Origin of the sequence: Haliscomenobacter sp., assembly GCF_033763495.1 — a bacterium.
Taxonomy (GTDB): Bacteria; Bacteroidota; Bacteroidia; order Chitinophagales; family Saprospiraceae; genus Haliscomenobacter.
The window spans coordinates 56,197-70,765 of sequence record NZ_JANRKL010000062.1 but is presented as its reverse complement, the minus strand read 5'-3'; the positions used below and the strand labels follow the sequence as shown (position 1 = coordinate 70,765).

Here is a 14,569-nt window from a genome sequence, read left to right as displayed (position 1 = left end):
CACCCAGCCACAACTCCATACATCTCCACGGCGCTCCGCCGGAGACGTTTTACGCTTCCTTCCATTTGTTTTTTGTGCCGAAATTTAAGCCTCCTTCAATTTTGATGCAAGATGGCCTTGCCCAGAGGGATACTTTGATGCCTTGACAAAACAATGTCCTTTTCCAAAAACTTCAAACGATATCCCTATCTTTGATTGAATCCTTTGCCCATTCACCCATGACCACAGCCAAAGTAAATTGGGGCAAAAACAAAACAAGCATACACGCGTAAAAGCTAAAAAGCCAACCCCACCAAAGTAAATTTTTCTAAAACTAATAAACAAACAAATTCATTTTCAAAATGACTTACACACTCAAACACTTGGCTAAAACAGCCATTTTTACCTCCATGCTCGCCTTGGCGGTATCCGCAATGGCCCAGGATGGTACGATCTATCCGCTCGACGCTCCTGCCGAGCTGAAAGCCATTCTGCTCGGCACTGGTGGTGTTGACAACCAACCCGCCAAGGAGAGCTGGTTCCGCCAGTGGGGCGACCCGATGGCGCGCAACATCACCACTGCGACCCTTACCCCCTTCCTGCCTGAACCTGGCAAGGCAAACGGCGCAGCCGTGATCGTGGCGCCTGGGGGTGGTTTCAGGTGGCTTTCGATGGGCAACGAGGGCTGGGAAGTCGCAGAAGCACTCGCGAAGAAAGGGATCGCCGCCTTTGTGCTCAAGTATCGGCTCCAACCTACCCCAGAGTCTCTTGAAGACTTTAAAGCCTGGATGAACCGTCCTCGTACCGCGCCAGCACCGTCTGCTGATACTGCAAGGGGAGCAGCAACTCCGCGTCCGCCACAGCAGGATCTATCCAACCAACTGGAAGATGCTGAGGCCGCCTACGCGATGATTGTCAAACGGGCTAAGGAATGGGGTGTTGACACCAAAAGAATCGGCATGATCGGTTTCTCCGCTGGTGCCGGCCTCACGATGCACGCAACGCTCCACTCAAAGACCATGCAACTGGCCTTCATCGGCCCAATCTACGGCGGTATGGGCCCGGTAGAGGTGCCCAAGAACGCACCGCCCATGTTCAATGTCATTGCTTCCGATGATTTTCTCTTCCGCGGTCAGTTCGGTGTGATCGATTCCTGGTTCAAAGCGGGTAAACCTGTGGAATTTCACCTTTACCAAAACGGCGGCCACGGTTTCGGCCTCGGGAATCCCGACCGAACCAGCAATCGTTGGTTCGATGCCTTTATTCACTGGCTAGATGTGAACAAGTTTCTTGTCGCCGCTCCCGGGAAGTGATTACAAGGTCAGTTAATAACTCACATTACGCAGGTTTGATTCTGAAAAGGTGCAGCTAAAGTGTATAGCTTTATTCTGTTTAACTTCAGGTTTTTTAACCGCAGAGTTTCGCAGAGTGCACACAGAGTTTCACAGAGTTTTTAAGTTAGGCCATCTTCGATGGTAAGGAGTACTCAGAGGCCGCACTGAACAGCAGTCGGCAGGGAAAAATCAAATTTCAGTAGTGCCAGAACGCTCGCCACGGCAGGTGGCAAACTCCTTAAAACTAAAAGGAACTCTGTGAAACTCTGCGTGCACTCTGCGAAACTCTGCGTTTTAAAACTGCGTAATGTGAGTTAATAATTTAAGAAAATAATCCGAATAGGAGCGAAACAAAATATCATGAATCAAAACAGCAAAATTAAACGGAACATTGCGATTTACATCATTGGCGTTTTATGCTTATCGGTAATCGGTGGCGTGGTTACGGCCAGTGGCAATGAAACTGGTGGGGTGATCTTCATCATTGGCCCTATTTTAATGATGCTGTTGTTGCGGTTTTTCGGGGGCGATGCCTGGAAGGATGCAGGTCTACGCTTAAACATCAAGGAAAGCTGGCCATGGTATCTGTTTAGCCTGTTGGTGTATCCCATCATCATTACGATGGTAATTGTATTAGGCTCGATCTTGGGTATGACCCAAATTAATGGCAATCTAAACTCCCTTTTATCCGCATTTGGTGCAGGTTTTGCTGCTCAATTCCTTCCAAGAATGATTTTTGCACTATTTGAAGAATGGGGTTGGCGTGGCTATCTTGAACCGCGTCTTGTTGCATTGGGTGTACCCGATGTACGGCGGCATTTGTTCGTTGGAACAGTCTGGGCAATTTGGCATTTTCCATTGGTGCTCTCCACTCCTTATACTGAAATTCCCTACGCGCTCTTTTTCCCACTTTTCATGGCTGCCATCATTCTAACCGCCATTGTTTATGGACAACTCCGCAAAGCCAGCGGAACCGTTTGGACAGCTGTGGTGATGCACGGCATAGGGAATGCTTTTGGGTGGGCAATCCTGCAAAGTAATTCACTGACTTTCAATAACAAGTTGTTGGCTAACCCTGCGCCAGAGGGTATCTTCAGTATTGCAATTATTGGTTTCCTGGGTTGGTGGATGTTATTCAAGCGGAAAACAAAGGTTTGACCTATTGATTCAAAAACCGTTGTCAAAATCGCCTGAAACATCCAACAATCCCCTGATCATCAACTCACCCTTCATTATCCACCTTCCCCGCCAAATCCAACACAAAGGCCCATTCCCTGGCCGTCTCCTTCAAGCGAGCAAAACGCCCCGAGGCACCACCATGCCCGGCCTCCATATTGGTATGCAGGAGCAGGGGATTCTGGTCTGTTTTGAGCAAGCGAAGTTTAGCCACCCACTTGGCGGGTTCCCAATATTGCACCTGTGAATCGTGCAGGCCCGTGGTCACCAGCATGGCTGGGTAATCTTTAGCCTCCACATTATCGTAAGGAGAATAAGACTTCATGTAGTGGTAATATTCCTCCTCGTTGGGGTTGCCCCATTCGTCGTATTCAAAGGTGGTGAGCGGAATGGTGTCGTCGAGCATCGTGGTTACTACATCCACAAAAGGCACCGAAGCCACTACCCCTTTCCAGAGGTCGGGTCGGAAATTGACTACTGCACCCATCAACAAACCTCCCGCACTGCCGCCCATGGCGTACAAGTTGCCTGAATAGGTATAATGGTTGGCAATCAACCATTCTGCACAATCGATAAAATCGTAAAAGGTGTTCTTTTTCTCCAACAACTTGCCCGTGTCGTACCAGTGCCGGCCCATTTCCTCTCCACCCCGGATGTGCGCAATGGCATAAGCAAAGCCCCGGTTCAACAAACTCAATCGTGCGGAACTGAAGTAGGGTTCCATGCTATAGCCATAAGAGCCATAGGCATAAAGCAGCAAGGGTTGTTTGCCATCTTTCACAAAATCGCGGTGGTACACAATCGACATAGGCACCTGCATGCCATCACGAGCAGTGACAAAAACCCGCTCGGAGCGGTAGTTTTCCTTGTTGAATCCCCCCAGCACTGGTTCTTCTTTCAACAGCGTAAACTCCTTGGTCCACATGTTGTAATCGAAAGTAGAATTGGGTGTGGTGAGCGATTGGTAGCCAATGCGCAACAATTCAGTATCCGACTCTGGGTTGATGCCCACGTAAGCCAGATAAGCTTCTTCTTCGAAGGGGATGTAATGCTCGTTTTGGCCCGACCAGGTGCGAATCCAGAGTTGGGTGATCCCCGCTTTGCGCTCCGAAATCACGTAATAGTCCTTGAAGAACTCCATGTTTTCGAACAACACATCGGCCCGGTGAGGAATCAACTCCAACCAATGTTCCTGGGTCGTTTGTTCTTCCCCACAGTACATCAGGCGGAAGTTCTTGGCATCCAGATTGGTGCGGATGTAAAAGCGATCGTCAAAATGGTCGATGTCGTATTCCAAACCTCGCACGCGAGGGGCAAATACTTTAAAAACTGCTTCGGGCGTAGTAGCATCCAGGTACAGGTATTCCGAAGTAATCGTTTGCTGAGAAGCAATCACGATGAATTTTTTGGACTTGCTGATCCCTACCCCCACATCGAAAGTTTCGTCGGGTTCGTGGAATACCTCCACATCGGCCTCGGCGGAAGTACCGAGTTTGTGGCGGAAAATTTTGTAACCCCGCAAGGTTTGTGGGTCTTTGGCTGTATAAAAAAAGTGCTGATTGTCTTTGGCCCAAACTGCCACACCCGTGGTATTGGGAATTTCATCGGCTAAAAATTCGCCAGTTTCCAAATCCCGCAGCTTGATGGTATAAATCCGCCGACTCACGGTGTCTTCACCAAAGGCCAGATACCGGTTGTCAAAACTGACACTTTTGCTGCCAATCGCAAAATAGCTGTGCGGCTTGGCCATCTCGGGCACATTGAGGATGATTTCCTCGGCGGCGTCCTGAGAGCCTTTTTTGCGGGTGTGAAAGGGATATTCGGCGCCTTCTTCAAAACGATTTTGGTACCAGTAGCCATTTTCGAAGTAGGGCACCGATTGATCGTCCTGTTTGAAACGAGCCACCATTTCGGTGTAAAGGGTTTCCCGAAATTCCTTAGTATCGGCCATAACCGCCTCGGTATAGGCATTTTCGGCGTTGAGGTAGGCTAGCACTTCGGGATCTTCGCGCTCCTTGAGCCAAAAATAATCGTCGATGCGTTGGTCGCCGTGGGTAACCAGTATTTTGGGATCGCGCTTCGCAATGGGTGCGCTGGTATTGCTTGTCTGCATGAGGTAAAATGTCTCGTGTGGGCGGTAAAAATACGGTAAGGGAATGGATGCGGCGAGAATTAGTTTAAAAATTTCTGCGCTTTTATTTCCAAATCAACTGCGAATTCTAATTCAAAGCCTCCGAATACTATTTTACACCCGCCATTTGTAAACAAGCCTGCATCTTTAATGCGTTAATCTATTGTAATAATTCATCTATAAAATTAAGTTAAGCATGAAAAAGAGCGCCTGTATTCTGATGTTAATCTGCTTGAGTGGTTTCCTGAATGCCCAAGTCCCCTTTTCTTTGGAGGATGCTCAAATGGATGCTTATTTTGCCAATCCCGCAAATGTCCCAGTCATCAAAGGGCGCTTGTTGAATTGTACAGCGGGGGATCTGGATAGCCTATCAATCCGATATGTGCTGGTAGTTCCCAACGCTCAACGGCAGGAAATGCGCTATGCAAATCTGAAAAAGGACGGTACATTCGAAATCAAACTGGATTACCCGCTGCGTTATCAACAGTTTTTTTTGTTATTGCCTTACAGTGGTTTAGAAGTTATTGCCCACAAGGGTTTGTATGTAGAAGCGGATTTAAAGGAGTTGAGAAGCGTCTACTTGAGGTATAAGAACAGTACCGATTCCATGAATATGTATCAAAAAATAAACTTCAGTGGTCCTGATTCGTCTCTTTGTCAATTAAAATATTGGTACAACAAGTTTGAGCCTGAAGTAAAAGAACAATTTTACACCTTACAGCGTGCCGCTACAAACTACAAACTACCAACCAGTGAAAACTTCAAGTTGTGGAACCAGGCCTTCGATTTGATTGCAGAACACCAAAATCGCTTTTTAGAAAAATTCCCCTCCACAGATGCCTGGCTACTTGAAAATGAGCGCTTATCTGAATATTATGCTCACCACTTTGTCTTTCACTGGAATAAACCCATCCCCAAAGACGGAAGTTTAGACGCCGCACTGCGCCACCAACCATTGCTGGTGTCCAATGATGGTATAGCCTACTATCGTTACCTACAAATGATGTTGTCGGTTGCCCACAAAGGTGATCCCTTGAAGGGTTTTGAAGAAATCCCTATGCCTCCCAGGAAAGCTGATTTGGTAAAAATCATGGGTGGCCCGGAAGGTTTATTCGAGCGGGAGGAATACATTGAAAAAATCCTTACAACGCTACAGGCCTCCTGGTGTAAACAACTCATCCAGGAAGAACTAAGCAACAAAAAGAAACAAACCGACCTGATCAATAAAGACCTCAAAAACATGCCCTCCAACACCACTAAAACCAGTTTGGGCAAGTTTGTAGGCGCTTTACCCCAAGGTGCCAATTTGTACAGTGCCGAAGAAAAAAACATCGACAGCCTGGTACAACGCATTCGTGCCCTGTACCCCAATCAAGCCATCATTCTAGATGTTTGGGCGACCTGGTGTGCTCCTTGTATCAGTGATATGAAAAACAGCAAAGACACCAAGGAACAACTGAAAAAATTACCAGTTAAAGTGGTGTACCTCTGCGTGACCAACAACTCTGATGAAGAGAAATGGAAAAAGAAAGTAGCAGAGCTAGGCGTGGATGGAGATCATATTTGGTTGACCGGGGATTTGTCCGCCAGAATCATGGAGCGGTATGGCTTATCTGGATACCCGAGTTATATTTTTATTGATGCAAAAGGAACATACTATCCCAAGTTCATCAACAGCATCGAACGTCTGGATTTTGATGCGTTAAAGAAAAAATTGTAATCCCCCGTAGGGGCGACCCTTCGTGGTCGCCCTTACCTGATTTGGGCAACCATACAGGACAACCGCAAGGGTTTCCCCTACAGTTTTGCACAATGCAACAACCAATTGTTCCCATACCGATCCGTCAAGCCCCCAAACAGCGCCCCCCAAAACGTAGGTTCAACCGGATGTGTCGCCTGACCACCGATCGACAATTGTTGGTAAATCTCCTGGATTTCGCCCTCATTCTGGCATTCGATCAGGATGGAAATAGCATTGCCTTTAACCAGCCCATGCTCCCCTACCATATCGGTGCCCATCAGCAACATGGGGCCACTACGCAAGGTAGAATGTAAAATATACCCTTTAAGGTCATCCGGCATTCGTTCCGCCATTGGGGACTCAGCGATGGTTTGAAATTCCAGTTCACCGCCCAAACAGCTTCTGTAAAAACTCATGGCCTCGCGGCAATTGCCATTAAAAGTAAGGTAGGTGACGAGTTGGTTCATAACATGGAAATTATCTACCACAAAGATGCAGCGTCTTTGTGGCCAAAAAAGGGTGCAAAAACGCCTATTTCAAGGGTTGATCACGCCAAAAGGATTCCGTACATTTGCAGCATGAAAAAGGTATCTATTCTCGTTCCTGAATCAGCCGTAATGGAGGCCGTGGCCGATCCGCGCTACCTGTTCACTGCCGCCAATCAATTTTTGCAATCCGCAGGAAAGCCTCCGCTTTTTGAAGTGGAATTGGTGGGCCAACAACGGGTAGTGCTGCTGCACGATGGAATTTTTGCAGTTCATACCGACAAAGTCCTGGAGGAAGTACAACAAACCGACCTGATCGTCATCCCGGCCTTGTTTGGCGACATGCAACGCGCCGTGGCAAAAAATCAAGAATCAATACCCTGGATCATCAAACACCATCACCGTGGAGCCGAGGTAGCTTCCTTGTGTGTGGGCGCGTTTTTATTTGCTTCCACGGGTTTGCTGAAAGGTAAAAAATGCTCCACCCACTGGGCATTTTACAATGAATTCCGGGAAACCTTCCCCGACGTGGAAGTGGCCGATGGGAGCATCATCACCGATGAGCAAGGTTTGTACTCTAGTGGTGGTGCCAATTCTTACTGGAATCTGCTTTTGTACCTCTTGGAAAAATACACCGACCGGGACACCGCAATCTTAGCTGCCAAATATTTTGCCATCGACATCGACCGCAACAATCAGTCGGCTTTCGCCATGTTTTCGGGGCAAAAAGACCATAAGGACCAGGAAATTCTCAAAGCCCAGAAATTCATTGAAGTCAATTACGCCGAAAAAATCAGCGTGGATCAATTGGCCGACTCGGTAGTGGTAAGTCGTCGCAGTTTTGAACGCCGCTTTAAACAAGCCACGGGCAACACCGTGGTGGAATACCTCCAAAGGGTGAAAATTGAAGCAGCCAAGCGCAGCTTTGAGTCCAGTCGCAAAAACATCAATGAGGTGATGTACGATGTAGGGTATACGGATACCAAGGCCTTCCGTATGGTTTTTAAAAAAATCACCGGATTGACCCCAATAGAATACCGCAACAAGTACAATAAAGAGACAGTACTGGTGGATTAAGCCCTAAGTGGCACTTTTATTTCGCGTTCCACAAAAAGAACGGTCATCAGCACGGACAATACAAAATAGGCCCCAACAAAATAGACAAACCACAGCCCCCAATTCTGTGCAGCACCAAACCAGTCACCTCCCGACTGATAGATGAAGTACAAACCCAAGCCTGATTTAATGGCTTCAAAATAAAGCGCAAAAGGGTTTCGGTCCATCAGTTCGGTGTAGGCAAAAATGGCCAGGAACAAAAAACCACCATAGTAAAAAATAGCTGGGCTGCCAATTTTAGTGAGGTTGGCGAAAAAGTAAGTCATCAAAAAATAGTTAAAAAACATTTGCACCCAACTCCAGGCAATCAACGCTCGCGATGCTTTGGTATCGTATTTTTCAAAATGATACACATCTTTGATGCTGTCAACCGGGTATTTTTCGATCACATCCATCGGGCGCCAGCCCGTGGGCATAAACCAGATTCTGGCCTTATCCCACCAATTGCGGGTGCGCCAGGCATCTTTCATCAGGAGCCATAGGTGTTGGAAGTTGATTTTGATCGGGTTCCAAGTATGCACAGGGCGGGTCACGCCATAAACACATGGGACTTCTGGCAATTCAGCTTGAAAAGTACCGAAGAGTTTATCCCAAAAAATGAAAATCTGGGCGTAGTTTTTATCGATGTATTCCTTGTTCATCGCGTGATGTACGCGATGGTGCGAGGGCGTTACCAGGATGTATTCCCAAATTCCCATCTTGTTGATGAGTTGGGTGTGGTACCAATATTGTAAAAACAAATGGAAAGGAATGGTTATCGCCACCACCTCAGTTGGTGCCCCCAAAAGCGCTGCAGGCAACAACAAAATGGTGAAATAATTGACAAAGGAAGAAAGGGACTGCCGCAATGCGCAAGACAAATTGAATTCCTCGCTGCTGTGGTGAACGATGTGCCGGTTCCACAAAAAATTGATCTCATGTGACCAACGGTGGACCCAATATCCTTGAAAATCGACCACAATGAACGCAACCAAATAGGCCCAAACCGAATTGGCAGCCAAGTGGGTAAGCGCAACCCGCTGCACCAACCACTCGTAGGTAATCACACTGACTCCGATGCCCAACACGTCCTTAACTACATTCGTGATTCCAGATGAAAAACTAGACACACTGTCCAGTCCCCGAATCACCTTAGCACCTCGATACCATTCTACTATTTTTTCCACCAAAAAAAGAAGAATGAAGATGGGCACAACAATGTTTAAAATTCTTCCGTAGGCTTCCATTTGCAATCTGTTTGATAAAAGAAAAGCCAAATTACAGTATTTTGCTTTTTTGAAAAATAGTTTCCACAAAAAACAGCGAATATTCGCTACTAAAATGCTGTGATTATGTACAAACTGTTACTCGTCTGCCTTCTATTGGGCAATGTTTCCTTTCTTCAAGCTCAGGATGTCATCAAAGGCAGCATTCTGGACCAAAACGACAAACCAATTCCTTATGTGAACATAGGTGTCCTGAATACCACAATCGGAACGGTTAGTCAGGAAAATGGCCAATTTGAGTTGGTCGTCGATCAGGTAAAAGCGAGTGATACCATCAAAATCTCTACCATTGGTTTTAGCAGCCGGGCTTTTGTGTTGCAAAATTTGCGGGATATGCTTGCGCAAAACCCAAAAATCAAATTAAGCGCCATTCAGTATGACCTGGCTGAAGTCACCATCAAACCCTTAAATTTTGAGGAGTTTGGTTTTGAAAAAACCTCCATGGATCGGAATACCAATTTTGCCATTTCGAAATACCCTCGGCAAAACCTCGGCGCCGAAATTGCCCGCAAGTTCAAAATGAGCAAATACACCAAACGCAGCAAAGGTAAGGCCTGCCGCCTTGACGCAATCAAGTTTTATCTGGGTTACTGCGATTACGATTGGGCCAAGTTGCGGGTAATGGTGTATCATTTGGAAAATGGGCAACCTGGAACACCTCTGTTGAACGAAAACGTCATTGTGGAAGTAAAAAAAGGGCAAACTGGCTGGGTTGAAGTCAACCTCAAACCTTACGACTTGATTGTAGACGGAGACATTGCGGTTGGTCTGGAATGGATAGATCATTCCCCTGCAGGCAGGCGGCTAAGTTTACCCATTGCTTTTCCTGCACTTGGCTCCACCCATTTTTATCAATTTGGGAGTCAAAATGCCTGGAAAAAATTCCCTAACATGTCGACCCCCATGGTGATTAAAGTAGCGTACTAAGAAGGCCTAAAACCCAAGTAAACCAACCTGATAGTGTTTTTTATCCGCGGTTTCAGCATAAATCCACAGCTCCTCATTGGATAGGGCCGCGCAATTGCGGGGACAAACCTTGATTTTTTCTGTCCCGGGATATTCCAGTGGCGTATCCTCAGCACCTTTAGCACTAAAATGGGCTTTGCGCATGGGAGATCTACTCTTGTCATTGTACAACAACAAATACTGCTGATCATTGCCCAAATAAGCAAAGGAATCAAAATAGCCCTGGTCATAACTCACCTGGCTTTTACTCAGGTTGAATAATTTGCGGGAACTGAGGTCGGCAGAATACCTGATCAGCAAAACCTGGCCATAGTAGCGTTGATCATTCCCTCGGAAAGGCGGCAAAAATTGTTCGGCTAAAATGCTGATGTTGCCATTTTTTTCTACGTTTAGCGCGCGCAATTGAAAATCAGGTAAACGTTTGGGTGCACCATCCAAAGCAGCCATTTCCTCCTCACTAAAGGAATGAATATTGGTCTGGGTTTTGCCACTTTCTACATCAATTGAAATTACAAAAGCACCACAGATTTCATTTATCCGGTTCGACAACAACCCTCCACAAAACAGGTGCGACTGATTGTCGAGCTGCAGGTCAATTTGTTGAGGAACCGCTGCACCCAAATTAAAATCGTGCCATTTAACTTTGCGGCCATTGTTACGATAAATTAAGGTAGCATATTGAGGGTCAAGTTTGGAAGAGGATTCACTTTTGTCATGATGGGCCGTCAACACACATACTTCCCCCCGATTGTCCACTTCGTAATCAATGAGTTGAATGGTATGGTCTTCCCATGGAAATTTGGGCTCAATACTCCAAAGTGGCAGCAAGTCTTCATCACAAACCAGCAGCCATTTGCGCAACCAATTGCCATTTGCGTATGGAAAACGATTGTAGATGAGCAATTTACTATGGTCAGCTGAGACCTTAAAACCCAGGTAAGCATCAAAAATTCCTTTTTCCCAATTGATTTCATAGATCTGTCGGGGTGCCTGGTAAACTTGCAAAGACTGTGGATTGACCTCTTGGGTGAATACCCGCAATTTGCCATTTAACTCGTCCTCCAAACTCAACAATAGATGCAATCGGTCTTTCAGGATGACTGCCTTTTCCAGTTTTAAACGCCCCAATTCAAAGTCCAGTCGCAATGGAACTTGTTTTTCCAATTTCAGGTCGGTGTTAAAATGTTGCAATACGGGCGGCAAAATCGCAGGCTCGCGCATATCGGTCAAAAGGGTAAATATACCCGCCGAAGTTTTGCCAACTACCTGGCTGATGTGCAGGTTTTTATCCGGTTTTTGATGGGGACGGCCCCACTTGACATCCTGGGCAACAAGGCCCAAATACATTAAGGTACAAACAGTGGCTACTAGGTACTTCATGGCTGATTAATTTACAAAAAATGGTAAATGGGTAAATCACCCGACATGGATGTCAGGCAAGATAAAGTAGCCGATTGATTATTTTGGTTGGAATGAATTTTGGCGAATATAATTGCTTAATATTAAAAAACAAGGTTAAGTTTTACGTATTATTTTTGTTTTATTATTTATGATTGTCAACTGAACTTGTCATCCTTGCTTATTCTTTGTCCTTTGTGGTGTGGTGGGATACCTGGCTTCCAAGGCTTTTACCAAACGGGTTTGGATAAAGGCCATCAAGGCAGCAGCAGCAAGTACCAAGAGGGTGTGTTTGAGCCGGGACTCGAGGTCCCTTTCAGGCCCAGTTGAAAGGTCGATGCCGATAAAAACGATGACAAATATGGACATTCTGGCTATAAAACGGATCGCGTTCATTCGGTTATTTTTTCAAATATAATTATGGCATTAATTTTTTTAGGTACAAATTGCAAAAATTTTCACAAATTGGGTGTTGGAGTACTTTTGTACCTAGCGATATGAAGTCAGACCTTAGAAGACCTTAGAAAAACCAGCAATTTTGATTTTACCGAGTTCTATCCAGGAAGTCAACGATGCGGCGAAAATTGAAGAAGTAGTCGGCGATTTTGTGAACCTCAAGCGACGTGGGGCCAACTACAGCGGCCTTTGCCCTTTCCACAACGAAAAATCACCTTCCTTCAACGTCAATCCGGCGCGCAACATCTTCAAGTGTTTTGGCTGCGGCAAAGCAGGTGACCCAATCACCTTTGTCATGGAGCACGAGCAGGTCTCGTACCCCGAAGCCATCCGTTTTTTGGCCAAAAAGTACCGCATTGAATTAAAGGAAACCGAATCTTCCGACCAGCAGCGCCAGGAACAACAGGCCATCGATAGCCTGTACCTGATCAATCAGTTTGCGCAGGAATACTTCCAAGGCCAATTGTTTGATACCGACAAAGGGCGCAGTGTGGGCCTCTCCTACTTCAAACAAAGGGGTTTCCGGGAAGAAACGATCAAGAAGTTTGGTCTGGGTTTTGCCCAAAACGATATGGATGGGCTCCTGCGGGCTGGAAAACAAAAAGGTTACAATACCGACCAACTGAAAAAACTGGGCCTGGTCACCCAATACGACCGCGATTTTTTCCGCGAGCGGGTCATGTTTTCGATCCACAACCTGACGGGCAAAGTCATCGCATTCGCCGGGCGGATCATGGCCAAAGACCCCAAGCAGCCCAAGTACATCAACTCCCCGGAGACGGAGATTTATTACAAAAGCAAAGTCCTTTACGGCATTTACTTTGCCAAAAAAGCCATCCGCCAGTTTGACGAATGCCTACTGGTGGAAGGTTATACGGATGTGATTTCCCTGCATCAATCAGGGATCGAAAACGTGGTGGCCTCTTCAGGTACCGCGCTCACTCCCGATCAGATCCGCCTGATCAAACGTTTTACCAACAACATCAAAATCATTTACGACGGCGATGCGGCGGGCATCAAAGCGGCGCTGCGTGGGCTTGATCTGGCGCTGGCCGAGGATATGAACGTGCGCCTGGTGCTCTTGCCTGACCAGGAAGACCCGGATTCGTACATCCAAAAGGTAGGCTCAGAAGCTTTTTTAGCTTACCTGAAGGAAAAAGGTAAGGACATCGTGCAGTTTGAAACCGAACTGCTGCTCAAGGAAGCGGGCGATGACCCCACCCGGCGGGCGGGTGTTTTGGGCCAAATTGCCAATACCATCTCCAAAATCAAAAATCCCCTGCGCCGCGACGAGTATGTGAAGGTGACTCGACAGGTACTGGGCGTCGACGAGGGACGAATGATTTTTGAGGTGAACAAACTGCTGCGCCGCGATTTGGAAAAACACCAGGCGCTGGAGGGTGTCACGCCGCCAAGTTCGGATGATTCATTCCCGACTGAGGAGTACCCCTCCAATCCCGTGATGGCTGAAGCGGAAATGAGTGTGGGAGATGAATTTCAGGAGAAACACATCGCCCATATCCTCATCAATGCGGGAGCTGAATGGTACGATCAGGTGCACAACACCACCGTAGCCCAATACGTGTGGATCAACATCGAAGACGTCATCGACTATTTCGACAGCAAGTTGTACAAAAAAGTAGTGGTCGAAATTATGCAGAGGGTTAACCAAGGACTAGACATCTCGGCACAATACTTCATCAACCACCCCGACACGGATGTACGTCAATTGGCCTCCACTGTGCTCACCAGCCCCTACGAATTTAGCGAAAATTGGGAGCTAAAACACGAGGTTTTCCTCAATCAGCGCAAGCCGGAGGACAACTACTTCAAAGACGCTGAAGCGGCGGTCAAACGCCTGAAACTGCGCAAACTTGGGCGGATCATTGCGGACAATCACGCCAAAATGAAAGCAATCAATCAGGACGATGTGGAACAGTTACTGCCGCTGATTAAGCTGGATCAGAAGTTGAAGGCGATGCGGAATCAGTTGGCGGGGGAATTGGGGATGGTGGTGGTGAAGTAATGCTATGAACCAAATCTATTTGTAAAATCGCCCTTCCTCTTTTTCTTTTCATCAAACTCTTCCCCGCATTAGTTGTTTACCAATCAACAAAGCACTACTTTTGCCCACGTTTTTACAAAACCTGCTTTTTAATGGCTACTGTCAAGTTTACTTTTGAAGATAAAAAAATAGCCCAACCAATTGTGGTGGAAGGAGTGGCGGAAGGCACCTCGATTTTGGAAGTAACCGAAGATCACGACATCCACCTGAATCACAACTGCGGCGGCGTGTGTGCATGCAGTACTTGCCACGTGTATGTGCTCAGGGGAGAAGATGACCTGGAAGAAATTTCCGACAAAGAGGAAGACTTCATTGACCGGGCCCACAACCCCCGCCTGAATTCCCGTTTGGGTTGCCAATGTGTAATCCTCGACGAAGAGGCCTACATTGAAATCGAAATTCCCGATCAGAGCCGGATCATTGGCCACGAACATTAATCTTAACCAGCCCTCAAATC

At 46.8% G+C, this 14,569-nt stretch carries 12 protein-coding genes; 7 read left to right on the top strand and 5 right to left on the bottom strand.

Features of this window, described 5'->3' with window-relative positions; all coding sequences use genetic code 11:
* Nucleotides 1-341 precede the first annotated feature (341 nt).
* The gene (locus tag SFV55_RS07145; RefSeq protein ID WP_320028795.1) at nucleotides 342-1,292 is read left to right on the top strand and encodes an alpha/beta hydrolase; all 951 of its coding nucleotides are present in this window, start codon (nucleotides 342-344) and stop codon (nucleotides 1,290-1,292) included.
* A gap of 381 nt (nucleotides 1,293-1,673) precedes the next feature.
* A complete protein-coding gene (locus SFV55_RS07140; RefSeq protein WP_320028794.1) occupies nucleotides 1,674-2,471 on the top strand; it encodes a CPBP family intramembrane glutamic endopeptidase in 798 nt (265 codons plus the stop codon).
* A 64-nt stretch (nucleotides 2,472-2,535) separates the two neighbouring features.
* Here the strand turns inward: SFV55_RS07140 and SFV55_RS07135 are convergent, their stop codons facing one another.
* Entirely contained in the window at nucleotides 2,536-4,602 is a 2,067-nt protein-coding gene (locus SFV55_RS07135) for a S9 family peptidase (protein ID WP_320028793.1), read from the bottom strand.
* Nucleotides 4,603-4,816: 214 nt separating this feature from the next.
* Here SFV55_RS07135 and SFV55_RS07130 point away from each other — a divergent pair, with 214 nt between their 5' ends.
* Nucleotides 4,817-6,340: a TlpA disulfide reductase family protein gene (locus SFV55_RS07130; RefSeq protein ID WP_320028792.1), complete on the top strand. Its 1,524-nt coding sequence runs from the start codon at nucleotides 4,817-4,819 to the stop codon at nucleotides 6,338-6,340.
* Between the two features lie 77 nt (nucleotides 6,341-6,417).
* Here SFV55_RS07130 and SFV55_RS07125 read toward each other — a convergent pair whose 3' ends face one another.
* Entirely contained in the window at nucleotides 6,418-6,828 is a 411-nt protein-coding gene (locus tag SFV55_RS07125; protein ID WP_320028791.1) for a VOC family protein, read from the bottom strand.
* Between the two features lie 111 nt (nucleotides 6,829-6,939).
* Between SFV55_RS07125 and SFV55_RS07120 the strand changes: the two genes are divergently transcribed.
* Nucleotides 6,940-7,923, top strand: coding sequence for a GlxA family transcriptional regulator (locus tag SFV55_RS07120; protein WP_320028790.1), 984 nt, complete (start codon nucleotides 6,940-6,942; stop codon nucleotides 7,921-7,923).
* On the opposite strand, the gene SFV55_RS07115 is transcribed toward SFV55_RS07120, so the two are convergent.
* Entirely contained in the window at nucleotides 7,920-9,188 is a 1,269-nt protein-coding gene (locus SFV55_RS07115) for a sterol desaturase family protein (RefSeq protein WP_320028789.1), read from the bottom strand. The two genes, SFV55_RS07120 and SFV55_RS07115, sit on opposite strands and share 4 nt — an antisense overlap.
* A gap of 105 nt (nucleotides 9,189-9,293) precedes the next feature.
* Between SFV55_RS07115 and SFV55_RS07110 the strand changes: the two genes are divergently transcribed.
* On the top strand, nucleotides 9,294-10,154 hold the full coding sequence (locus SFV55_RS07110) for a carboxypeptidase-like regulatory domain-containing protein (protein ID WP_320028788.1): 861 nt from the start codon (nucleotides 9,294-9,296) through the stop codon (nucleotides 10,152-10,154).
* Nucleotides 10,155-10,160: 6 nt separating this feature from the next.
* Here the strand turns inward: SFV55_RS07110 and SFV55_RS07105 are convergent, their stop codons facing one another.
* A complete protein-coding gene (locus SFV55_RS07105; RefSeq protein ID WP_320028787.1) occupies nucleotides 10,161-11,573 on the bottom strand; it encodes a hypothetical protein in 1,413 nt (470 codons plus the stop codon).
* Between the two features lie 189 nt (nucleotides 11,574-11,762).
* The gene (locus SFV55_RS07100; RefSeq protein WP_320028786.1) at nucleotides 11,763-11,987 is read right to left on the bottom strand and encodes a hypothetical protein; all 225 of its coding nucleotides are present in this window, start codon (nucleotides 11,985-11,987) and stop codon (nucleotides 11,763-11,765) included.
* Nucleotides 11,988-12,129: 142 nt separating this feature from the next.
* Between SFV55_RS07100 and dnaG the strand changes: the two genes are divergently transcribed.
* Both dnaG and SFV55_RS07090 read left to right on the top strand, forming a co-directional pair.
* Complete coding sequence (gene dnaG / locus SFV55_RS07095; protein WP_320028785.1) at nucleotides 12,130-14,073, top strand: DNA primase; 1,944 nt, start codon at nucleotides 12,130-12,132, stop codon at nucleotides 14,071-14,073.
* A gap of 131 nt (nucleotides 14,074-14,204) precedes the next feature.
* Entirely contained in the window at nucleotides 14,205-14,549 is a 345-nt protein-coding gene (locus SFV55_RS07090; RefSeq protein WP_320028784.1) for a 2Fe-2S iron-sulfur cluster-binding protein, read from the top strand.
* Nucleotides 14,550-14,569: the final 20 nt, after the last annotated feature.

Bases quoted from the DNA above. Each gene is read 5' to 3' on its own strand.
- SFV55_RS07145 (WP_320028795.1), top strand. From the start codon at position 342: ATGACTTACACACTCAAACACTTGGCTAAAACAGCCATTTTTACCTCC.
- SFV55_RS07140 (WP_320028794.1), top strand. From the start codon at position 1,674: ATGAATCAAAACAGCAAAATTAAACGGAACATTGCGATTTACATCATT.
- SFV55_RS07135 (WP_320028793.1), bottom strand. From the start codon at position 4,602: ATGCAGACAAGCAATACCAGCGCACCCATTGCGAAGCGCGATCCCAAA.
- SFV55_RS07130 (WP_320028792.1), top strand. From the start codon at position 4,817: ATGAAAAAGAGCGCCTGTATTCTGATGTTAATCTGCTTGAGTGGTTTC.
- SFV55_RS07125 (WP_320028791.1), bottom strand. From the start codon at position 6,828: ATGAACCAACTCGTCACCTACCTTACTTTTAATGGCAATTGCCGCGAG.
- SFV55_RS07120 (WP_320028790.1), top strand. From the start codon at position 6,940: ATGAAAAAGGTATCTATTCTCGTTCCTGAATCAGCCGTAATGGAGGCC.
- SFV55_RS07115 (WP_320028789.1), bottom strand. From the start codon at position 9,188: ATGGAAGCCTACGGAAGAATTTTAAACATTGTTGTGCCCATCTTCATT.
- SFV55_RS07110 (WP_320028788.1), top strand. From the start codon at position 9,294: ATGTACAAACTGTTACTCGTCTGCCTTCTATTGGGCAATGTTTCCTTT.
- SFV55_RS07105 (WP_320028787.1), bottom strand. From the start codon at position 11,573: ATGAAGTACCTAGTAGCCACTGTTTGTACCTTAATGTATTTGGGCCTT.
- SFV55_RS07100 (WP_320028786.1), bottom strand. From the start codon at position 11,987: ATGAACGCGATCCGTTTTATAGCCAGAATGTCCATATTTGTCATCGTT.
- SFV55_RS07090 (WP_320028784.1), top strand. From the start codon at position 14,205: ATGGCTACTGTCAAGTTTACTTTTGAAGATAAAAAAATAGCCCAACCA.